At 66.6% G+C, this 22591-nt stretch carries 15 protein-coding genes and 2 pseudogenes; 9 read left to right on the top strand and 8 right to left on the bottom strand.

Annotated elements, in window-relative coordinates:
• The first annotated feature begins 3 nt into the window (after positions 1 to 3).
• From AB4Y92_RS00430 to AB4Y92_RS00460, 7 genes are all read left to right on the top strand, one after another.
• Positions 4 to 2067 (top strand): hypothetical protein, encoded by a 2064-nt coding sequence (locus tag AB4Y92_RS00430; protein WP_441817855.1) that lies wholly within the window; start codon positions 4 to 6, stop codon positions 2065 to 2067.
• Entirely contained in the window at positions 2064 to 4139 is a 2076-nt protein-coding gene (locus tag AB4Y92_RS00435; RefSeq protein WP_441817856.1) for an ATP-binding protein, read from the top strand. Before AB4Y92_RS00430 ends, AB4Y92_RS00435 begins: the two co-directional genes overlap by 4 nt.
• Before the next feature lie 3 nt (positions 4140 to 4142).
• The gene (locus AB4Y92_RS00440) at positions 4143 to 7319 is read left to right on the top strand and encodes a phage tail protein (protein ID WP_441817857.1); all 3177 of its coding nucleotides are present in this window, start codon (positions 4143 to 4145) and stop codon (positions 7317 to 7319) included.
• Entirely contained in the window at positions 7316 to 10066 is a 2751-nt protein-coding gene (locus tag AB4Y92_RS00445; protein WP_441817858.1) for a glycosyltransferase, read from the top strand. The genes AB4Y92_RS00440 and AB4Y92_RS00445 overlap by 4 nt, the downstream gene beginning before the upstream one ends.
• Positions 10063 to 10749 (top strand): class I SAM-dependent methyltransferase, encoded by a 687-nt coding sequence (locus AB4Y92_RS00450; RefSeq protein WP_441817859.1) that lies wholly within the window; start codon positions 10063 to 10065, stop codon positions 10747 to 10749. The genes AB4Y92_RS00445 and AB4Y92_RS00450 overlap by 4 nt, the downstream gene beginning before the upstream one ends.
• A gap of 213 nt (positions 10750 to 10962) precedes the next feature.
• On the top strand, positions 10963 to 13230 hold the full coding sequence (locus AB4Y92_RS00455; RefSeq protein ID WP_441817860.1) for a glycogen debranching protein: 2268 nt from the start codon (positions 10963 to 10965) through the stop codon (positions 13228 to 13230).
• Between the two features lie 422 nt (positions 13231 to 13652).
• Positions 13653 to 14345 carry an alpha/beta hydrolase gene (locus AB4Y92_RS00460; RefSeq protein ID WP_441817861.1) on the top strand — a complete coding sequence of 231 codons (693 nt, stop codon included), beginning with the start codon at positions 13653 to 13655 and terminating at the stop codon, positions 14343 to 14345.
• Between the two features lie 1039 nt (positions 14346 to 15384).
• Here AB4Y92_RS00460 and AB4Y92_RS00465 read toward each other — a convergent pair.
• Positions 15385 to 16212 (bottom strand): AraC family transcriptional regulator, encoded by an 828-nt coding sequence (locus AB4Y92_RS00465; protein WP_235114912.1) that lies wholly within the window; start codon positions 16210 to 16212, stop codon positions 15385 to 15387.
• A 99-nt stretch (positions 16213 to 16311) separates the two neighbouring features.
• Here AB4Y92_RS00465 and AB4Y92_RS00470 point away from each other — a divergent pair, with 99 nt between their 5' ends.
• Together AB4Y92_RS00470 and AB4Y92_RS00475 are read left to right on the top strand one after the other, a co-directional pair.
• Positions 16312 to 17601, top strand: a complete 1290-nt coding sequence (locus tag AB4Y92_RS00470) for an MFS transporter (RefSeq protein WP_441817862.1) — start codon at positions 16312 to 16314, stop codon at positions 17599 to 17601.
• Between the two features lie 117 nt (positions 17602 to 17718).
• On the top strand, positions 17719 to 18306 hold the full coding sequence (locus AB4Y92_RS00475) for an alpha-ketoglutarate-dependent dioxygenase AlkB (protein ID WP_441817863.1): 588 nt from the start codon (positions 17719 to 17721) through the stop codon (positions 18304 to 18306).
• Positions 18307 to 18520: 214 nt separating this feature from the next.
• On the opposite strand, the gene AB4Y92_RS00480 is transcribed toward AB4Y92_RS00475, so the two are convergent.
• The 7 genes and pseudogenes from AB4Y92_RS00480 to AB4Y92_RS00510 all read right to left on the bottom strand — a co-directional run bounded on the left by AB4Y92_RS00480 (position 18521) and on the right by AB4Y92_RS00510 (position 22441).
• A complete protein-coding gene (locus AB4Y92_RS00480; RefSeq protein WP_057942875.1) occupies positions 18521 to 18712 on the bottom strand; it encodes a hypothetical protein in 192 nt (63 codons plus the stop codon).
• 70 nt (positions 18713 to 18782) lie between these two features.
• Positions 18783 to 19397, bottom strand: a complete 615-nt coding sequence (locus AB4Y92_RS00485; RefSeq protein ID WP_441817864.1) for a GIY-YIG nuclease family protein — start codon at positions 19395 to 19397, stop codon at positions 18783 to 18785.
• A 214-nt stretch (positions 19398 to 19611) separates the two neighbouring features.
• Positions 19612 to 19980: a BON domain-containing protein gene (locus tag AB4Y92_RS00490; RefSeq protein ID WP_441817865.1), complete on the bottom strand. Its 369-nt coding sequence runs from the start codon at positions 19978 to 19980 to the stop codon at positions 19612 to 19614.
• Between the two features lie 113 nt (positions 19981 to 20093).
• Positions 20094 to 20264 (bottom strand): annotated as a pseudogene (locus AB4Y92_RS00495) (HupB); the annotation flags it as partial.
• Positions 20265 to 20488: 224 nt separating this feature from the next.
• Positions 20489 to 21349: a non-homologous end-joining DNA ligase gene (ligD, locus tag AB4Y92_RS00500; protein ID WP_441817866.1), complete on the bottom strand. Its 861-nt coding sequence runs from the start codon at positions 21347 to 21349 to the stop codon at positions 20489 to 20491.
• 295 nt (positions 21350 to 21644) lie between these two features.
• Positions 21645 to 22061 (bottom strand): annotated as a pseudogene (locus AB4Y92_RS00505) (low affinity iron permease family protein); the annotation flags it as partial.
• The gene (locus tag AB4Y92_RS00510; protein ID WP_441817867.1) at positions 22058 to 22441 is read right to left on the bottom strand and encodes a hypothetical protein; all 384 of its coding nucleotides are present in this window, start codon (positions 22439 to 22441) and stop codon (positions 22058 to 22060) included. The pseudogene AB4Y92_RS00505 and the gene AB4Y92_RS00510, both read right to left, overlap by 4 nt.
• Positions 22442 to 22591: the final 150 nt, after the last annotated feature.

Consider the following 22591-nt stretch of genomic DNA (forward strand, 5'->3'; position numbering starts at 1 on the left):
GCCTTGCTGGCGCGGCTGCGGCTGGAACGCGAGTTGGGCGCGGTCAACTGGGCCGCGCCCGGACTGCCGGCTGACGCGCTGTTGTGCGTGCGCCGTCTGGTCGCCCGCGCGCCGGCGGCGAGCGGTTTCGCCGATCGGGTGCAAAGCGCGCTGCATGCCCATGGCAGCAGCGCGCGGCGGCCGTGGCTCGATCCGGGCGCGGCCGATGCCGAAGCGGTCTGGTTCGATCATGGCGAACTCGCCGCCTGTCTGGCGCGCGACGATCTGCATGGGCGCATCGGCCGGCACTGGTGGTGGCGCGGTCTGCTGGCCGGACGCGATGCGTCGGGTTGGCTGCGCGAGCAGGTGTTCGATTGCGGCGAGAGTGTGGTGTCGCTGATCGTGTTGCTGGCTCAGCGCGGTGAGGCTGTGACGTGGCTGGCGCGGGTGTCCGACGCCGATGCCGGGCGCGCGTTGACGGCGCTGTTGCGCGACTACGCGGTGCCGGCTGGCTCGGCGGCCGATGCGGCCGATGCGGGGCATGAAGCATCGCCGCACGTGTTCGGCAGCGAGAACGCTGAGCTATCCGTTGATGTACCGGATGATCCGGTTGTACCTCTGGCGGTTACGAAACAGCCGCCATCGCATCGCGATTCGTCTCCGACTACACCGGCGGCCGTGCAGGCCGCTGTGGTGCGCCTGCTTGCGATCGTGCCGGAACTGCGGTCCGCCACGCTAGGACCGCCAGCCCTGCGTCTGCTGAGCTATGCACTGACCGCGCATCGCGCGCCGTCGCGGTTGCGCAGTGGCGAAACTGCTCGGGCGCTTGAGGCGTGGATCGTGCGCAAGGCGACGTCGGCCGGCGCGTTTTCACCGGCATCGGACTCGCGGCCTGTACTGAAGCCGCAGTTGCCCGAACGACCACAGACAAACAGCCGTGTCGATCCGCCTACTGACATCGGCGAAATCCGCGCGGCCGTCGAAAAACGGTCCATCGTGCCAACGCCTGAATCCGTCAAAGCGCCAATCGACGCTTCCGAACCTGCGCACCTTAGCGGCGCGATATACCCCGCCGATCTGTCTGATCCGGAATCCAAACCCATCGCCAAAACTTTCGTCATAACGCCTGCGAAGAGAACGTCCAGGAACGCGATACGCGACGATGTCTCGCACGTCGGCAGCGAAGACAGCCCCCCTACACGTTCCGAAGCCAAACAGGCCGAACCCGCGACAGCCGAGATCGCCACCGAAACCGACGAATCCAGCCAAGCGAACGAAAGCGCCCCAGCACCAACCCAGATCCCTTACGCCTCCAACGAAACCCTCATCGACACCGATTTCGGCGGCCTGTTCTACCTGCTCAACGTCGCCCTCGCGCTGGAGCTGTACGGCGATTTCACCGCTCCGCGCGCGCGCAATCTGGCCCTGGACCCATGGGACTGGCTGGCCTTGCTCGGCGAGCATTGGTTCGGCGAGGAGTACCTACGCGATCCGCTGCACGGTCTGCTCGCCGATTGCGCGGGCCGTGCGCCGCGTCGCCGCCCCGGCGCCGGTTTCGACCCGCCGCGCGATTGGCGGATCGATCCGGACTGGCTCGAGCCCTGGGGCGAGGCCGAACACATCGGCTATCGCGCCGGCCACGGACGCCTGCGAATCCACCATCCGGCCGGCTTCGTCCTGTTCGACCTGCCGCGCGATCCCGCGCTGACGCCGCGCGCGCAAGCCACCGCCCTGTGCGCCGGGTATCCGCAGCTGAGCAACGCGACCCTCGCCATCGCCTCCATCGCGAACGCGCCCGCACGCGGCCGCCGCCAACGCTGGCTGCTCTATCTCGCGGCCTATCTGCAACAACGCCTGGCCCGCGCGCTCGGCATAGACGCCGCATCCCCCCACCTGCCCGACCTGGTCTGCCGCCACCGCGCCCGAGTGCGCCGCGGCCCGACCTCGATCGACGTGCACCTGTCGCTGGCCGATCTGCCGCTGGCGCTGCGCTGCGCCGGCCTGGATCGCGATCCGGGCTGGATTCCCGCCGCCGGCCACGGCATCCGTTTCCACTTCGCCGCCGCGCAGGCCGGAGATCGCGCATGAACGCCCTGCTCGCCCTGCGCCCCGCGCCGCTGTCCGATCATCCCCACAACGCGCGCGAACACCTGCGGCTGTCGCTGTACGCGGTCATCGCCACGGTGATCGAATCCTGCGCCGAGGGCAGCGACGACGCGACCGTGCAGGCGCATCCGTTCCTGGCCGATTATCTGGACGAAATCCGCGCCGAACTCGACGCGCACGACGCGCCGGCGCGGCGCTGGCGCGAAGCGCTGCGCGAATGGGAGCGCGAGGCGCAACAGCACGGCGCGCGCCTGCCCTTGCTGGCGCTGCAACACACCGGCCTGAGCACCCTGCAGACCGAACTGCTGCTCGCCGCCGGCCTGATCGAAGAAGACCCGCGTTTCAGCCAGGTGTTCGAGCAGGCCCAGCGCCGTGCGAGCGCCAGCGACTATCCGATCGCCCACGGCGGCCGTCCGAGTTTCGGCCTGCTGATGGCCTGGTGGCGCCAGGACGATGAGCGCGACCGCGTCGATGAGGTCCGCCGCGGTCTGCAACAACTGATCGAGCTCGGCCTGCTGCAACTGCCCAACCCCGACGCGCCACGCCCGGACTGGACGCCGAGCGTATCGCTGACGATCTGGGACGCGCTGCGCGGCGAACTCAGCGGCGCGCGCGGCCTGCGCCATGTGCCGCTGGCGCAGTTGCCGCAACTGCGCGACTACATCGCGCCGAACGACGATCTGCATTTCGACGCGCTGCTGCACGCCCTGCGCAACGACGCGCCGGTGCTGCTGATCCGCGGCCCGCTGCGCAACGGCCGCAAGACCCTGGCCGGCGCGCTGGCGCGCGAGCTCGGCAAGGATTTGCTGCTGGCCGACGACAGCGTGCTCGACGACGAGGCGCGTTGGCGCCAGTTCGGCGCGCTGGCGGCCTTGCTCGACGCGGTGCCGGCGATCGAAGCCGAAGGCGCGCCCGGCGAAAGCCGCGCCTTGCCGCCGTTGCCGCTGACCGACGCACCTCTGCTGTTGATCACCCAGCGCCAGGGCGCCTGGAACCGCGTCGGCGGCCGCGCCATGCTCGATCTGGAACTGCCGCTGCCGATGCCCGCGCGCCGCTGCGCGCACTGGGCCGCGGCCCTGCCGCGCTTGCCGGCGCAAGCGCTGGCGGATCTGGCCGCATGCCGGCGCTTGTCCAGCGGCCATCTACGTCAGGTCGCGGCCGGCGCCGATGCGCTCGCCAAACTCGACGGACGCGAACTTCCCGAACGCGAGGATCTGCGCCGCGCCTGTCGCGCCCTGCCGACCGCGCGCCTGGAAACGCTGGCGATGCGTCTGCCGCCGGCCGGCGCGCTCAACGAGTTGATCGTCGAAGACGCCGCGCGCGAAGAACTGCAATCGCTGGTGGCGCGCTGCCTGTGGCGCGAAACCCTGGCCGAGGAAGCCGAAGATGTCGCCGGTGGCGGCGTCGGTGTGCGCGCGCTATTCGCCGGTCCCAGCGGCACCGGCAAGACCCTGGCCGCGCGCCTGCTCGGCGCCGAACTCGGCCGCGATGTCTATCGCATCGACCTGGCCGCCGCGGTCAACAAATATCTGGGCGAAACCGAGAAGAACCTCGACCGCGCGCTCAGCGCCGCGGAAGAACTCGACGTGGTGCTGCTGCTGGACGAAGGCGATGCGCTGATGGCCAATCGCACCGACGTGGGCTCCTCGCACGACCGCTACGCCAACCTGGAAACCAATTTCCTGCTGCAGCGCATCGAGTCGTTCCAGGGCCTGCTGGTGGTGACCAGCAACGCCGCCGACCGCATCGACCGCGCCTTCGCCCGGCGCATGGATGTGGTGGTGAATTTCCGCGCGCCCGACCCGTGGCGCCGTTACGAAATCCTGCGCCTGCATCTGGGCGAGGCGCAGTGCGACGAAGACTGGCTGCAGGACGCGGCCAGCCGCTGCGCGCTCAGCGGCGGCCAGTGGCGCAATGTCGTCGCCCACGCGCGCCTGCTCGCCCTGCGCGACGGCCGCGCGCTGGCCACCGCGCATCTGCACGATGCCTTGATGCGCGAGTACCGCAAGGTCGGCGGCAGTTGCCCGCTGCGCGCCACCGGCGCGGAGCGCTGAATCATGGCCGTCGCGCGCGCGCTCAAACGCGCCGACCCGCGCTCGGACCCGCGCTACAAGCGGGTCGTCGACAAGCTCGAGTCCGACGGCCGCAAGCTCAAGCAGCATCCGCCGCCGTCGAAGAAATCCGACGAATCCAACAAGGCCGCCAAGGGCCCGCCGAACGAGAAAGCCGCCGGCGCGCGCGCCAAGCAGGTCGATAAGCTGGAAGACAGCAAGACCCCGAAGCCGGAGACCGCGAGTTTCCTCGCGATGCTGCGCGCCGAGATCGCCAAGGTCATGCCCAAGACTCTCGGCGATACCGAAAAATTCATGAAGGGCGGCTCGGGCAATCAGATCAAGGGCTCGCTCAAGGGCGAAGTCGCCAATCAGAAAGACGCCGCCACCGGCGACATCAAGCAGACCTCAAACGCGCCGCCGTCGGAAGCCGGCGTCGCGGCCAAGCCGGTCACGCCGATCCCGCCCGAGCCCGGCGCGCCCGCGCCGCAGGTCGACGCCGCCGCGGCCATGCCCGCGCCCAAGCCCGACGCGGAGATCTCGCTGCAGGACAGCAAGACCGAAGTCAGCGACGCCAAGAAAGAAACCAAGCAGACCGACACGCGCCTGAAGAACGCCAACGACCCGCGCTTCTCCGCGGTGATGAGTGCGGAAAAAGCCGTACAGAAGCAGGCCGACGCGGGCCCGGCGCAATACCGCGGCAACGAAAAGGCCAGCCTGTCCAAGGCCGCCGCGCAGGCCAAGGGCGTGGCCGGCAAGGGTGTCAGCGCCCTGCTCGCGTCCAAGACCGGCAGCAAGACCAAGGTCGCCTCCAAGCAGGAACAGCAGAAGGCGCGCGAAGAGCTGGAACTGAGCAAGTTCACCAGCTTCGTCGTCAACACCTTCAACGCCTGCAAGGCCTCGGTGGACAAGCGCCTGGAGAATCTGGAGACCTCGGTCAACAGCCTCTTCGACGCCGGCACCGACGCGGCCCTGGCCAGCATGAAGAGTTACGTCGAGGACGCGCTGTTCGACTACAAACTCAAGCGTTACCTGTTGATGCCCGGCGGTTCGCTGCTGTGGATCAAAGACCAGATCATGGACCTGCCGCCGGAGGTCAACCGCTTCTACGAAGCCGGCCGCACGCTGTTCACCTCGGCGATGGACGCCCTGGCGGTCAAGGTCGCCAATCTGGTCGAACGCGAACTGGCCGCGGCCAAGGCCGAAGTCGCGCAGGCGCAGGGCAAGATCGCCGCCGCCCAGGCCGCGCTGTCGCCGGCGGTGCAGGCGCGCGGCGCCCAGCTCACCGCCGAGTACGCGGACAAGTTCAACGAACTCAAGTCCGGCATCGACGACAAGAAGCAGCAACTGGCCGAAGGCCTGGCGCAGAAATACAAGGAAGCCTTCGACAAGGCCGACGAAGCGCTCAAGGCCATCCAGGACGCGAACAAGGGCCTGGTCACTCAGGCCAAGGAGAAGATCGCCGAGGTCGCCAAGGCGCTGATGGAGTTCAAGGACAAGTTGATGGGCATCCTGCGCAAGGGCCAGGAAACCATCGACCTGATCCTCGACAACCCCGGCGGCTTCCTGTCCAACCTGATCGCCGCGGTCAAGGGCGGCTTCTCGGCCTTCGCCGGCCGCATCTGGGACCACCTCAAGAAGGGCTTCATGAAGTGGCTGTTCGGCGCGCTCAGCAGCGCCGGCATCGAGATTCCCGGCGACCTGTCGCTGGTGTCGATCCTCAAGCTGGTGCTGGGCGTGCTGGGCATCACCTACGAACGCATGCGCGCCAAGGCGGTGAAGCTGCTCGGCCCGACCGCGGTGACGGTGATCGAGAAACTGGTCGGCTACCTGCAGACCCTGATCGGCGGCGGCCCGGCCGCGCTGTGGGAGCAGGTCAAGGGCGATCTGGCCAGCCTCAAGGACATGGTGATCGGCGCGATCCAGGACTGGATCGTCACCACCATCGTGCAGAAGGCGGTGGCCAAGGTCGTGTCGATGTTCAACCCGGCCGGCGCGATCATCCAGGCGATCATGATGATCATCAACGTGGTGATGTTCGTGATCGAACGCGCCGCGCAGATCATGGAGTTCGTCGAATCGGTGATCAACTCCATCCACGCCATCGCCACCGGCTCGATCGGCGGCGCGATCAGCAAGGTCGAGCAGGCGCTGGGCAACGCGGTGCCGATCCTGATCGGCTTCCTGGCCTCGATGATCGGCCTGGGCGGCATCAGCGCCAAGATCAAGGGCTTCATCACCAAGGTGCAGGGCAAGGTCGATCAGGCCATCGACAAGGTGCTCAAGAAGGCCGCCGACTTCGTCAAGAAGATGTTTGGCAAGTTGACCGGAAAGAAGGGCGAGCCGCCGGCCGAAGGCAGCGAGGAACACAAGAAGGCGGTCACCGCCGCGCTCGCCATGCTCACCAGCGAAACCCAGGCGCGCAGCAAGAAGGGGCGTATCGAGGAAAAAGAGGCCAAGGCCGTCGCGGTCAAGGTCAAGGGCGCGCACAAGATCCTCAAGTCGATCACCGTGGTGGACGGAAGCGAGGACTGGAACTACGACTACGTCGCCAGCCCGAAGAAGCAGCACAAGGGCGCGCACAAGGGCTCGGGCGTTCTCAAGATCGTCAAGGTCAGCGTCAAGGACCCCAACGTCAAGGGCTTGCTGGCGCGGGCCAAGGACGCGGTGGTCGATCGCGGCAAGATCTGGGCCGCCGCGGCGAAGAAGCTGGTCGACAAGCTGATGCTGATCAAGATCGAGCAACGCGTCGGCGCGGTCATCAAGCCCAAGGATCAGTTCAAGAACATGCCTTCGGCCCAGTACGAGGCGCGGCTGAACTACGAGAAGAACCTGGTCGCCGAAGCGACTTTCAGCAACCGCCCCGACGCCACCGCCGAGATCATGACGCAGCCGGGCACCCCGAAGGCCGTGGCGAAGGTGATCTTGTTCGAGTTCACCGTGGTCGAGGACTTCCACAAGACCGACGCGAGCGGAAAGCCGGACAAGTTCGCCCTGCACAAGATCACGCAGTACTTCACCACCGTATCGAACCTGATCGCCAAGTACGGCCCGGATACGCCGATCACGTACTACTTCGTCGCCCCGCGCGAGCCGACCGACGACACCAAGGACTACATCGTCGGCGTGCTGCGCGATAAGGGCGTCAAGAACATCACCGTGGTGTGGGTGGTGGCCGGATGAACGCCGCCCTGCCCGCGCCCGCCGCCACGCGCCTGAGCGACTACCGCGGCCGCCATGCCGGCGCCGACATCGTGGTCTGCGGCTGCGGGCCGTCGCTGCTGGATTTCGTGCGTCCGCCGCAGGCCTTGTTCATCGGCGTCAACGATGTCGGCCGATTGTTCGATCCGACCTATCTGGTCGTGCTCAACCCGCGCCAGCAGTTCAAGGGCGATCGCTATGCCTTCGTCGAACGCTCCGATGCGCGCGCACTGTTCACCCAGCTCGAACTCGGTCGGACGCGGCCGCCGCAGGTACGTTTCCGCCTCGGCCAGTACGCCGGCACCGATCCGCATGCAGGCGATGTCCTGCACTACACGCAGAACTCGCCTTACGTCGCCGTCTGCCTGGCCGCGTACATGGGCGCGCGCCGGATCGGCCTGATCGGCGTGGATTTCACCGACGATCATTTCTTCGCCGCCACCGGCCGGCATCCGCTCGCGGCGCGGCTGCGCGAGATCGACGGTCAGTACGGACGGCTGGCCGCGGCGCTGGCGAAACACGGGGTCGAACTGGTCAATCTCAGTCCGATCAGCCGGCTGACTTCATTGGCGCGCACCACCGCGGACGGCTCCTGGTCCGCCCGCGAGCTGTTTGAGGCCGCCTCCGCGCAAACCCATGCCTTCATCGAACACGTCGACGCCGTCCAATCGCCTGAGCGCGGCGACGTTGCCGCGACCGCTCCCCGCAGGGAATCCACCATGAAAATCGCGATCGAAAAACGCTCGCCCGGTTTAGTCGGCGATCTGCTCGATACCCTCGCCCGCTCGGCCGCCGCGCTGGGCCATACCGTCAGCCGCGATCCGCGCGCCAGCGCGCGCAATCCGCGGGTGCTGTCGGTGGTCTGGAACGGCCGTGGCTACACCACCGAAGGGCCGACCCTGTTCTGCGAACACGGCTGGCTGCCGCGTTCGGATTATCAGATCAGTCCGCGCGGCATCAACGCCGATTCGCACGCCGCGCCCTTCGTCTGGAACGGGCAGGCGCTGAGCGCCGAGCACGAGGCCGAACTCGGCCGTCGCCTGGAGGCGATCAAATCCGCCGATTTCAGCGGCTATTACCAATACATGCAGGCCAACCGTCCGGTGCCGACGACGCTGCCGCCGCAATTCCTGCTGGTGCCGCTGCAGATCGAATCCGACACCAACATCATCCGCCACGCGCCGGCGCGGCTGCGCACGATGCAGGCGCTGATCGATCACGTCTCGCGCCTGGACCCGCCGTGGCCGGTGATCTACAAGCAGCATCCGGCCGATTCGCGCACCGGCAACCGCCATCTGCGCCTGCAACTGCGCCGGCGCCAGGATCTGTTGTGGCCGCACACCCGCGGCAACATCCATCAGATGCTGCGCAGCGGCGGATGCAGCGGCATTCTTACCTTGAACAGCAATGTCGCCCACGACGGCCTGCTGTGGGACGTGCCGGCGATCGTGCTCGGCCGCAATGTGTGGCCGGCGCAGGGCGCGGTCAAACCGTTCCTGACCCAGGCGCCGAGCGACTGGTCGCAGTTGCTGCACAGCGTGCGCGACGCCGACTCGATCGCCTGCCGCCGCGCCTACGCCTGGCATCTGATCTCGCATCAATTCAGTCTGGCCGAAGCCGCGCAGCCGCAGCGCGTCGCCGAATTGCTGGAACTCGCCTTGCGCGAGCGGCCGCTGCCGCGCACCGGTTCGGTGATTCCGCGGATCGTGCCGCGGCCGCAGGCTTCGCGCCCGGCGGCAACGCAAATGCCGAGCCTGCCAACGCTCAATGTGGTCGCGGAAAACAAAGGCTGGCTGTTCGAGCGCTGGAAGCAGGCGCTGGCGCAGACAGCCGTGCCGGGTTATCGCATCGTCGCGACCGAGCGGCCGCTGGCGCAGGCGCGCGCGTGGATGTTCCTGCGCGCCGGCGAGGCCGGGCGCAGTCCCGATCCCATGCGCACCGTGGTGCAGTTGCACGATTTCAGCGAGGCCGCGATGTACCGCCGCGACGGCGCCCGCGCCGATGTCGCGCGCTGCGCCGCGCTGATGCTGGCGCACCCCGATCAGGCTCAGGCGCTGCAAGCGGCCGGCATCGATTTGTCGCAGCGGCGCTGGGCCGTGCAGCCGGTCGGTTGGAGCGCGGGCTCGCCGTTGCCGGCGTTGGGTGCGGCGTTGCCGACCGTGGCCTGGATCGGCCGGCCGGTCGCGCGCCGCGACGACGGCGGCGCGGACGCCAGCGGCCTGCCCGACTTCATCGCCGCCGTGCGCGGCTTGCGCATGCGCGCGCGGGTGGTGCTGGTCGGCGAACGGCTGGAGCCGGCGTTGCGCGAACTCAAGCGCGCCGGCATCGACTGCGCGCACTGGACGCTGACGCAATGTCCGCTGGCGCGCTGCGCGGAATGGATCGGGCGCTTCGACGCAGTCGCCGTCACCGGCACCACCGACTGCGGCCCGTGGCCTCTGTTCGACGCGATCCGCGCCGGCGTGCCGGTCGTCGCCGCACGTACCGGCTGGGCGCCGCGCCTGCTCGCCGACGGCGGTTGCGGCGTGCTGTGCGACGACAGCGACGGCATGGCCCGCGCGATCGAGGACGTGCTGGCGCAACGCGCGCAGTGGACGCAGCGCCGGGCGACGCTCGCGCCGCAATGCGTGGACTACGGCATGGCCGCGTGGGCGCAGGCGAATCTGCGGCTGATGCTCGAACTGGCCGGCGACGGCGACATCGCCCAGGACGTGCGGGCGGTGGCATGAAAACGCCCTCGCCCGCGTTGAAGCGCAAATCGCGCAAGGCCGCGCGCCGGCGCGAACCGGCGCCGCCCTGGCTGGGCGATCAGGCCTTGTCGCTGCTGTTGCGGGAATACGAGTTCGACAGCGTGCTCGACGTGGGCTGCGGCGACGGCCGTCAGGCCCGTCATTTCGCCGCGCACGGCAAGCGCGTCACCACGATCTCGTTCGAGGCCTACGCCGGCCACCAGCCCGATTTCGTCGGCGATTTCATCGATTTCGACAGCGCCGAGCGCTTCGACGTGGTCTGGTGTTCGCATGCCTTAGAACATCAGGTAAACGTCGGAGATTTCCTGCAGCGCCTGCTCGGCTTCGCCGCGCCGGGCGGCTGGCTGGCGATCACCGTGCCGCCGGCGCGGCCGGCCATCGTCGGCGGCCACCTCACCGTGTGGAACGCCGGGCTGCTGCTGTACAACCTGATCGTCGCCGGTATCGATTGCCGCGAGGCGCGGGTCAAGCAATACGGCTACAACATCTCGGTAATCGTTCCGGCGCAGCGCGCACAGTTGCCGCCGCTGCGGCACGATGTCGGCGATATCGAGCGGCTCGCGCGCTTCTTTCCGATGCCGGTCAGGCAGGGCTTCGACGGCCGCATCGACGATATCCGCTGGACCCAGCCGGCCGCCCCACGGGTGCTCAACGAACTGTGAGGCAAGCCGCGAATGCGCGCCCGCGGCGGCGCCCGGCATCCATTGAATACGATTGCAATCGAAATTGTGCGCCCCGGCGCGAGCGTAGAGTTGGCCCGCACGCGCGCCTGACGCGCGTTCCGACCTCGAAGGGAGTACGCGGCGATGGGCAAGGGTTTGCGTGGGTTGAGCATGCGATCGGCGAGCGCCGGCGCGGTTGTTGGATTGGTGCTGATGGCCGCGCCCGCGCCTGAAGCGCGCGCCGCCGTCGATGCGCAGCAATTGGGCGCGCGCTACGACGCCTCTCAGAGCAATCTCAACTTCCGCGTGTATTCCTCGCGCGCCAGCCGCGTGGAAGTGTTCCTGTACGCCAGCCCGAGCGGCGCGCAGGAAGTCGCGCGGCTGTCGCTCAACAAGGACGCGGCCAGCCAGGTGTGGTCGCTGTCGGTGCCGGTCTCGACGATCAAGACCAGTTACGGCATCACCGGCACGGTCTACTACGGTTACCGCGCCTGGGGACCGAACTGGCCGTACAACGCCGCCTGGACCAAGGGCAGCGGCAGCGGTTTCCTCAGCGATGTGGACAGCGCCGGCAACCGCTTCAATCCGAACAAGCTGCTGATCGATCCTTACGCCCGCGAAATCAGCCAGGACCCCAATACCGCCGCCTGCACCGACGGCACGATCTACGCCACCGGCGCGGTTCACCGCAACAAGGACAGCGGCGCGTGCGCGAGCAAGAGCATCGCGCTGTTGCCCGACACCAGCGCGGTCGGCAGCAAGCCCACGCGCGCGCTCAAGGACGAAGTGATCTACGAAGTCCACGTGCGCGGCCTGACCCGCAACGACGACAGCGTACCGGCGGCCGAACGCGGCACTTACAAGGGCGCGGCGCGCAAGGCCGCGGCGCTGGCCGCGCTGGGCGTCACCGCGGTGGAGTTCCTGCCGGTGCAGGAAACCCAGAACGATCAGAACGACGTCGCGCCGAACTCGACCGCCGACGATAATTACTGGGGTTACATGACCCTGAATTATTTTGCCCCGGATCGGCGCTACGCCTACGACAAGACGCCCGGTGGGCCGACACGCGAGTGGAAGGCGATGGTCAAGGCCTATCACGACGCCGGAATCAAGGTGTATATCGACGTGGTCTACAACCACACCGGCGAAGGCGGGCCGTGGGGCGGCACCGACGGGTTGACGGTCTACAACCTGTTGTCGTGGCGCGGACTCGACAACCCGGCCTATTACTCGCTCAGCAGCGACTATCAACATCCCTGGGACAACACCGGCGTCGGCGGCAACTACAACACCCGCCATCCGACCGCGCAGAATCTGATCGTCGATTCTTTGGCTTACTGGCGCGACAGCCTGGGGGTGGACGGCTTCCGCTTCGATCTGGCCTCGGTGCTGGGCAACAGCTGCCAGCACGGATGTTTCAACTTCGACAAGAACGACAGCGGCAACGCCCTCAACCGCATCGTCGCCGAACTGCCGCCGCGTCCGGCCGCGGGCGGCGCGGGTCTGGATCTGATCGCCGAGCCCTGGGCGATCGGCGGCAATTCGTATCAGGTCGGCGGCTTCCCGGCTGGCTGGGCGGAATGGAACGGCCTGTACCGCGACGCGCTGCGCAAGAAGCAGAACAAGCTCGGCGTGGAGACGGTGACGCCGGGAACCCTGGCCTCGCGCTTCGCCGGCTCCAGCGATCTGTACGGCGACGACGGCCGCAAGCCCTGGCATTCGATCAACTTCATGGTCGCCCACGACGGTTTCACCTTGAACGATCTGTATGCCTACAACAGCAAGCAGAACAATCAGCCCTGGCCCTACGGCCCGTCCGACGGCGGCGAAGACAACAACATCAGCTGGGATCAGGCCGGCGTGGTCGCCGAGCAACGCAAAGCCGCGCGCACCGGTCTTGCTTTCATGATGCTGAGCGCGGGCGTGCCGATGATCACTGGCGGCGATGAGGCCCTGCGTACTCAGTTCGGCAACAACAATACCTACAACCTGGATTCGGCGGCGAACTGGCTGTACTGGACGCGCAGCGCGATCGAGGCCGACCACGAAACCTACACCCGGCGCCTGATCGCATTCCGCAAGGCGCATCCGGCCTTGCGCCCGGCCGGGTTCTATTCCGGCACCGACGGCAACGGCAACGTGATGGAGCAGTTGCGCTGGTTCAAACCCGACGGCGCGCAGGCCGACACGGCGTATTTCAACGATGCCAACAGTCACGCCTTGGCCTGGCGTGTCGATGGCAGCGAATTCGGCGACAGCGCCAGTGCGATCTATGTCGCCTACAACGGCTGGTCGGGGCCGGTGAATTTCGTTCTGCCGTGGCCGGGCAATGGTAAGCAGTGGTATCGGGTGACCGATACGGCGACCTGGAACGAGGGGCCTAATGCGGTGGCTGTGCCGGGTAGCGAGACGTTGATTGGCGGGGAGAATGTGACTTATGGGCTGCAGGCGCGGTCGGTGTTGTTGTTGATTGCGAAGTAGATCGGCGCTGCTGCTCGGCCACACTTAAGCGGGAGTCTTCCACTTCGTCATTCCCGCGAAGGCGGGAATCCAGAGACCTCAAACGTTCTCGCCCGAAAGGCCCTGGATTCCCGCGTTCGCGGGAATGACGGTCTGGAGGGATTCGCCCACGAACGTTTACTGCGTCGTAGTTGAACCCAAAAGGATTTTCCCCGTCCGGCGATTCGACCTGTCTCGCGAACGCGGGAACGACGGTCTTGGGGGATTCGTACACGAATGTCACTGCGCCGTGGTTGAACCGAAAATATTTGCTCCTTACGGCGACTCGACCTGTCTCGCGCCAAGACACCATATCGAAGCCCTCCGGTAACGTCGCCATGACACCCCCGGGACTAAGTTAGGCCCCACCCGCCCTACCCCAGGGCCTTCAGAGGAGCCGCGCCATGTCCGCCAAACCCACCATCGTTCTCGTGCACGGCTTCTGGGGCGGCGCGGCGCATTGGGCCAAGACCATCGCCGAGCTGTCGCGCAAGGGCTATCGCGACATCAAGGCGGTCGAGCTGCCGCTGACCTCGTTGGCCGACGACGCCGAGCGCACGCGCAAGATGGTCGCTCAGGTCGGCGGGCCGGTGCTGCTGGTGGGCCACTCCTACGGCGGCGCGGTCATCAGCGAGGCCGGCAATCACGACAACGTGGTCGGGCTGGTCTACATCGCCGCATTCGCGCCGGACGCGGGCGAAAGCCCGGGCGGCATCACGCAGGAACACGTGCCGGAAGCGGCGGCGAATCTGGCGCCGGACAGCGACGGTTATCTGTGGCTGAAGGCGGACAAGTTCCATGAGAGTTTCTGCCAGGATCTCAGCGCCGAGGAAGGCCTGATCATGGGCGTGACCCAGAAGGCGCCGTTGGCCAGCGCCTTCGGCGACACCGTCGCCAAGCCGGCGTGGCGATCCAAACCGAGCTGGTATCAGATCTCCAGCCAGGATCGCATGATTGCGCCGCAGAATCAGCAGCGCATGTCGGCGCGCATGAATGCGAAGAAGGTCATCACGCTCGATGCCGGCCATGCCTCGCTGGCCTCGCGTCCGGCCGAGGTGGCGGCGCTGATCGATGAAGCGGCGCAGGCGGTGGGTTAAGCGGTTGATCATCGCGATCTGAGCAGCAGCCTCGGTTGCTTTGCCGTTGCCGTTGCCGTTGCCGTTGCCGTTGCCGTTGCCGTTGCCGTTGCCAAGATTTTGGCTTGGCTTGGCTTGGCTTTGCCATGCCCTGCTTAGGCTTCGGCTTTGCTTTTGTAGCTGTTGCTGTTGCTGTTGCTGGGCGCAGCTTGTTACTCGCGAGATCAGGGACACCCGGAGGGCGGCGCACATGGACGTGCGCCGGGTCCCACCTTGGGCAGGATGCCCAATGTGGGACCTGCCCGCGCAGGCATCGCACTCGTGGCTTTTGATTCGAAACAGCCAAAGCCCTTTCTTTGGTTACTTTCTTTGTGGCTTTGGACAAAGAAAGTGACCCGCCGCTCTATGGCGGAAGCTTTAGGCGTTTGATCTTTCTTCTGCTTTGTTTCTGCTCCGATTCTGCATTTTTTTGCTCGTCATTCCCGCGAAAGCGGGAATCCAGCGACTTCAAGCGTTCTCGCACGAAAGGCACTGGATTCCCGCGTTCGCGGGAATGACGGTAGGAGGGAGTGCGCAGGTCTGGTTGTTTCGATCAGGGACTTCAGGGTCCTTAAAGGCCTTAAAGGCCTTAAAGGCCTTAAAGGCCTTAGAGGCCTTAGAGGCCTTAGAGGCCTTAGAGGCCTTAGAGGCCTTAGAGGCCTTAGAGGCCTTAGAGGCCTTAGAGGCCTCAAGCAAGATCAAACGCTAAACGCTTCCGCCATAAAGCGGCGGGTCACTTTCTTTGTCCAAAGCGACAAAGAAAGTAACCAAAGAAAACGCATTGGCTGTTTCGAGTCAAAAGCCACGAGTGCGTTGCCTGCGCAGGCAGGTGCCACATTGGGCATCCTGCCCAAGGTGGCACCCGGCGCACGTCCATGTGCGCCGCCCTCCGGGTGTCCCTGGTCTCGCGAGTTACTAGCGGCGCCCAGCCAAAGCCAGAGCAAAGCCGAAGCAAAATCTTGGCAACAGCAACAGCAACAGCAACAGCAATGCCAATAGCAACAGCAGCAACGTCAACATCTCAACCATCTATCGACGCGATCGCCGCCCGCAAACTCGGCGACGGCAACGGCTGCGACATCGCCAGATAGCGGCTCGGCGGCATGCCGATCAAGCGCTTGAACATGGTCGTGAACGCCGACGCGCTCTCATAGCCCAGATCCAGCGCCAGCGTAGTGATCGCCTCGCCCGCCGCCAACCGCGGCAACGCGGCGAAGATCGCCGCCTGCCGACACCACTGGGCGAAACTAGTACCGGTCTGCGCGCGGAAACGTCGGGTGAAGGTGCGACGGCTCATCGCCAGGTCGCGGCACCAGTCGTCGATGCTGTCGTGCGGCGAGGGATGCGCCAGGTACGCGCGGCAACGCTTGGCCAAACGCGGATCGGCCGGAAACGGGATGTCCAGCGGCAACACCGGCGCGCGTTCGATCTCATGCACGATCAGCGAATAGATCAGGTCCGGACGCGAGCCGCTGCCGGCCTCGACCAGCAACGGCAGATCCAGGGTTTCCAGCAGCAGATGACGCATCAGCGGCGACACGCCGATCACCCGGCAGTCGCGCGGCAAGGCCGCGCTGACTTCGGGTTCGACATAGATGCTGCGCGTGCTGATCTGCGCCAGCACGTGCACGTCGTGACTCATGCCGGCCGGAATCCACGCCGCGCGCTCGGGCGGCACGATCCAGCGGCCGGTCTCGGTGCCGACCACCATGATCCCGTGCGCGGCATACAGCAGCTGCGAGCGCCGATGATCGTGCCGGGCGATGCGGTGGTGGGTCGGGTACTCGTTCGACGTCGCGACGATGCGCCCGGGCAGACTGTCGGCCTGGACCGCAAGGACGTTGCGCATTGGCCCGTTCTCGAAGATTGTTGACCTGAATGATAGTGCGGGCAGGATAAAGGCGGCGTCTACTGATCAGGTTCAGCCCCTCCCCACTCGCTGCGACCGATGACCACTCTGGATTCCACCGCGACCGCGCCGGCCGAGATGGCCGACGCGGCGACCACGCCGCAGATTCCCGCTTTCGAAGCCCCCCAGGCGCCGGCCGCCGAAGCCGCGAACAAGATCGCTTTGCCGATCCTGGCGATGCTGAGCGTCTGCCACCTGCTCAACGACATGATCCAGTCGCTGCTGCCGGCGCTGTATCCGCTGCTCAAGCAGTCGTTCCAGCTCGATTTCGGCCAGATCGGCCTGATCACCCTGACCTTCCAGGTCACCGCCTCGCTGCTGCAGCCCCTGGTCGGCATCTACACCGACAAGCGGCCGATGCCGTGGTCGCTGGCGATCGGCATGGGCTTCACCCTCAGCGGCCTGTTGCTGCTGTCGCGGGCGACGACGTTCCCGATGCTGTTGCTGGCCGCGGCGCTGGTCGGCTCGGGTTCGTCGGTGTTCCATCCCGAATCCTCGCGTATCGCGCGCATGGCCTCCGGCGGACGCCACGGGCTGGCGCAGTCGCTGTTCCAGGTCGGCGGCAATCTGGGTTCGGCGCTGGGGCCGCTGCTGGCGGCGTACATCGTCATGCCGCGCGGCCAGGGCAGCGTCGCCTGGTTCGCGTTCGCGGCGCTGACCGCGATGGTGATCCTCAGCCGCATCGGCCTGTGGTATCGCGAACAGATTCCCGCGCAGCGCAAGGCCGGCGCGCGCGCGGTCGCCGCGCCCCGGCTGCCGCGCAAGACCATCGTCGCGACCATGGTCGTGCTGGGCCTGCTGATCTTCAGCAAATACTTCTACATGGCCAGCCTGTCGAGCTATTACACCTTCTACCTGATGCACAAGTTCGGCGTCACCGCGCAGAGCGCGCAGGTGCATCTGTTCGTGTTCCTCGGCGCGGTCGCGCTGGGCACTTTGGCCGGCGGGCCGATCGGCGACCGCATCGGCCGCCGCTACGTCATCTGGTTCTCGATCCTGGGCGTGCTGCCGTTCACGCTGATACTGCCGCACGCCAATCTGGCCTGGACCACGGTGCTGACGGTGATCATCGGCCTGATCCTGTCCTCGGCGTTCTCCGCGATCCTGGTCTACGCGCAGGAACTCGTGCCCGGCCGCACCGGCGTGATCGCCGGCCTGTTCTTCGGCTTCGCTTTCGGCATGGGCGGGCTGGGCGCGGCGGCGCTGGGACAGCTGGCCGACCATATCGGCATCGAGGCGGTGTACCGGATCTGCGCCTATCTGCCGGCGATCGGCCTGCTGGCGTGGTTCCTGCCGAAGCTGGAGAAGCGCGACGCGGTCGCGGGCTGAATCCGCATCGCCGTCGCGCACTTGCAAGCGGCGCGATCCGGCGCCATCTGAGCAGGACCGTTTCGATGCCGGCGCGTCTCAACCGGCGCGACCGGCCCCGGGCATCCTCACGCGGCCATGCACCAGAATTCGCTGTTCGACACCTCCGATCCGCAGCACCCGATCGACGACGCCGAAGGCGGCGTGCGCTATCTGCCGGGCGTGTTCGATCGCGACTGGTGCGAGCGCCTGTTCGAAGTGCTGTGGCATCAGGCCGAGTGGAACAGCCAGCAGCGGATGATGTACGAGCGCTTGGTCGAGGTGCCGCGGCGCATGGCGTCCTACCGGCTCGACCGCGAGCGCGAGCGGTTGCCGCCGATGCTGGAGGAAACCGCGCAGCGGATCGGCGCGCGGCTGGCGGCGCCGTTCAACAGCGTCGGCCTGAATCTTTATCGCGACGGCCGCGACAGCGTCGCCCCGCATAACGACAAGCTGCATGATCTGGCGCCGCGCCAGCCCATCGCGGTGCTGTCGCTCGGCGCGACCCGGCGCATGACCATCCGCGCCAAGCGCGCGCCGCATACGCAGTGGCATATGGAGCTGGAAGCCGGCAGCCTGGTGGTGATGAGTCATGCTTCGCAACATCACTACGACCATGGCATTCCCAAATCGCCGGGGGTGGTCGATCCGCGCATCAGTATTGCTTTGCGGGTGCGGCATCCTTAGTCCGTTCAAGATCTCGAAAAAAACAAACCGTCATTCCCGCGAACGCGGGCTCCGCATTACTTCGGCGGAGCCGAACATCCAGTGACTTTCGTGCGAGAACGTCAAAGTCACTGGATTCCCGCGTTCGCGGGAATGACGAGCGAAAAGACGCGGAGGCTCGCCCGGCCCCGAAGCAGAGACTCGAGCGAGCTTTGAGCGGCTCAGGCCGCCGCGATCAGGGCTCGACCGAAGCCTGCAACGCCGCCGCCAGCGCCGCGTCGCCCGAGGCCAGCTCGGTCCAGCTCAGGGCCAGGCCTTTGCGCCGGCCTTTCTCGGAGAGCTTCAAGCCGTCCGGGTCGATGGTCAGGGTGTACAGCTTGCCTTCGATTTCCAGTTCGCGCCGTATCGGTTTGTCGAGTCGGGTCATGGTCGTCTCCCAGAGTAGAACGCCATAGAACACAGTGCCGCCGATCGCTACCGCCACCGTCGTTCACGGCTCAGTCGCGCCGGTACCAGTGCAACAAGGGTTCGGGTAAACGCGGGGCCAGATCGATGCCCAGGGCCGCGTGCGCGTCCAGGGTGTCGAGCAGGTTGCGCCGCAGCCGCGCCAGCGGCGGTTGATCCAGAAGTCCGGTCTCGCCCTGCAACTGGCTGAGCAGTTCGCTGGCGCGGGCAAACAGCAGATCGCCCTGCTCGGCCAGTTCCCGGCCCAGCCACGGCCGCAAGGGACGATGCACGAGGTGGCCCTGCGCCTGCATGATCTGCGCCTGCGCCTCCAAAATCGCGTACGCGCCGCGATACCACTCGCTGTGCCCGGCCGCCTCGACGCGGATGGTCAGCGGCGCCGGCGCGTTGTGTTCGATCAGGGCGCGGCGCAATCGCAGTTCCATGGCGCGCGCCTCGCGCACGCTGTCGGTCTGCACCGCGAAGGCGCGATCCAGATCGAAGAATTCGAAATAGCGCGGCTGCAGTTGCTGCGCGCGCGACAGCGGATTGCGCGAAAACCCCAGCTTGAGCAGATCCTCGTAGGCGCAGGGCAGCACGTAGAGATAGCAACGCCCTTGGCTGGCGCTGTGGACCTTCTCCGGCTCGGCGCTGCGCAGGAACGACATGCGGGCATGATCGCGCGGGAATGTCGCATCGGGTGATGCCGGCTGCGCAAATCGGCGGATATCGGCGACCGCCGGTCGGAGGCGGCGCTGCCGCAGCCTTGCCGCGAACCGCGGCGAGGCCGGCGTAAGCGCTTGCGCATCGGCCGGCCGCGCGCAGTGAACCGCACGGCCGGCCGCGGACCGCTGAGCACCTACCCGCTCAGCGATGCCCGGCTTACTTGTGGTGCGCACTCTTGGCCGAAACCAGGCCGCTGGTATCGACCTTCTTCACGCCATCGATATTCTTCGCGATCGAAGCGGCCTTGTCGGCCTGGGTCTTGTCGACATTGCCCGACAGCTTGACCACGCCGTTGACGGTTTCGACATTGATGTCGGTGCCGGCGACGTCGCTCGACGCCATCAGTTCGGCCTTGACCTTGGTGGTGATCCAGGTGTCGCTGACCGGCTGCTTGGAATCGCCGGTGGCGGCGGCCGCCGCCGGATCGGTCGCGTCGGCCTTGGTGCCGGCGGTCTGCGGAGCGGCCCAGGCGGCGCCGGACAGGGCGAAGGTCAGAGCGAGAGTTGCGATGATCGGAGTTTTCATGGGGCATCCTCTGGTGATCGATGCAGGCGCCCGATAGCGGCGCGGCTGCGGGATTCAAGCGTTACGGCGATGGGGTTCGCGCGGATCGGCGATGCGGTGCGTCAGTGATGCGACTTGCGCCCGGAGCCGGATTTCTTGCCGCCGTGATCTTGTTTGTTGACGGTGCGCCAGGCGCGTTCCTCGGCTTCCTTCTTCGACACGCCTTCCTCGATATAGCCTTTCTCGATGTGCTCGGCCTGGCGTTTCTGCTTGTCGGTATAGGACGATTTGTCGCCGCGGGGCATGGGGACTCTCCTGTTCGTTCTGGTCAGTTCTCTCAGCGGTTGTGGGTGGATTCTCGTGTCCCGGCACGTCTCACCGGGCCGTTGAAAGTCGTCGCGTTTCCGTGGCGACGACGCTACGCGCGGCGAAGTTAAGCCGTCCGCAGCGTGGTGTTAGCGCGACGTGTTGTGTTCATGCTCGTAATGCGAGGGTGATGACGCTTCGAATCGGCGATCAGCCGCAGCGACTACAAGTCGGGCAGCGTCTGTTCGGCCTGGGCGAAACCTTCCCAGGGATCGCTGCTCAGGCGCGAGGCACGGCGCTTGGCCTTGGCCAGATCGAAATCGGTCGAGGCACGGCTGCGGCTGAATTCGTCCCAACGCAGCGGCATCGCCACCGGCGCGCCGCTGCGCGCGCGCAACGACCAGCTGGTGACGCTGGTCGCGCCGCGGGCGTTGCGCAGCCAGTCGATGAAGATGCGGTCCTTGCGCGCGGCCTTGGACGCGGTGGCGAGGTAACGCAGCGGCGATTGCTCGACCATCGCTCCGGCGAAAGCTTCGCTGAAAGCCTTGACCCGGGCCCAGTCCGGCCCGCGGCGAATCGGCACGCACACATGCACGCCCTTGCCGCCGGACAGCCGCACCCAACTGTCCAGGCCGATCTCGCTGAGGCGGTCGCGCACCTCGCGCGCGGCGCGCTTGATCTCGCTCCAGGCCAAGCCTTCGGCCGGATCGAGATCGAAAACGATGCGATCGGGCCGGTCCGGTTTGTCGCGGCGCGCGCCCCAGGGATGGAATTCCAGGGTATTCATCTGCACCAGCGCCATCACCCCCTCGATGTCGCGCACATAAACGTAATCGGCCTTGCCACCGGACTCGCGCAGATTCACCGCATGCACGTGCGGGCCGAAACTGTCGCTGTGGTGCTTCTGGAAAAAACACTGCGAGGCGATGCCGTCGGGACAACGCAGCAACGAGATCGGCCGGTCGATCAACTCCGGAAGCAGCCATCGCTCGACCGCGCGATAGTAGTCGGCGACCTCGCCCTTGCTGATGCCCGGCTCGGGGAACACGATGCGTTCGGGATGGGTGATGTTCGTAGGCGCCATCTTCGACTCCTTGATCCGAGATCCGGCCTGATGCGGCGCGAGCGGGCGGTTCCGCGCTACTCGGCTTCGCATTTCGACCTTGCAGTCGCCTTTGCATTCCGCCTTGCGATCGCGCGCGCTCAGATCAAGCGCGCCATGGTCAATCCTCGGAGGTGGGCCAGACCGGACGCGGCCGGTTTGGCTCGGTGGGCCGACGCTCGGCGGCGGCGCGCGATTCAATCGCAGCGCCAAGCCGCGGCGCGTCTTCGCGGTCGCCGGAAACGCGCGGGTTGCCATGCGCGGCGGGATCAGGACGATCGTCGTCGCTGTCCGCGTCCTGCGCCCGCTTCGTCTCCTCCAGCAGTTCGCGCGCCTTGCACGCGAGCAATTCGTAACGCGCGCGGAACTCTTCCAGCGTGACTTCGTCTAGTTCTTCCAGATCCAGCAGGCTGTTCTCCGCGCTCTCGGTGGCGCGGATCAGTTCGTCGAGCTTGATCTGCACCGCGGTGGAGTCGCGGTTCTGCGAGTTCTGGATCAGGAACACCATCAGGAAGGTGACGATGGTGGTGCCGGTGTTGATTACCAGTTGCCAGGTGTCGCTGAAACCGAACAAGGGCCCGGTGATCACCCATACCAGCACCACCCCGACCGCGAGGCCGAAACACAGCGGTTGCCCGGTGAAGCGCGCGGCCGCCTTGGCCCCGCGCTCGAAGGCCCGGTGCAATGCATTCATTGCGCGCGCCGGTGCAGGCGCAGGCGTTCGCAGGCCGCGGCCACGACCACGCGCGCCTCGTCCCAGTCCAGGCGCGAGGCGCCGCGCACGCGCCGGTAACATCCGCGCAATTCTTCTTCCATCTCGGAAAAACTGCGGCCGTGACCGCGCATGTACGCGTCCAGGCCCAGCTTCAAGGCCGGCTCGTAGTCGCCAAAACGCAGGCCGGTGCGATCGATCAGACCGCGGTGATGGCCGCGCCAGTACGACATCTCCGCATCCAGATCGACGGCGTCGGGCGAGAGGATCGAATCCAGCGGCCTGGAGAAACGGCCGGCGCCGATCGCACTGGAGGAAACGACGAAACCGCTGTGATGGGTACGATGGCTTTCGAAGCGCATGCTTGACTCCTTGCGGTGCACCGCGGCGCGTTTGCGATCGCGTGCGTGGGTGGCATGGGCGAATGTTTCAGACTTGCAACCCTTTCGCGCCCGGTGGATGCACGGCGTGCGGTTGCGAGTCCGGATGCATTCGGTCGATCACGGACCCCT

It is taken from the genome of Lysobacter sp. TAB13 (assembly GCF_052113885.1).
Classification (GTDB): Bacteria; Pseudomonadota; Gammaproteobacteria; order Xanthomonadales; family Xanthomonadaceae; genus Lysobacter; species Lysobacter gummosus.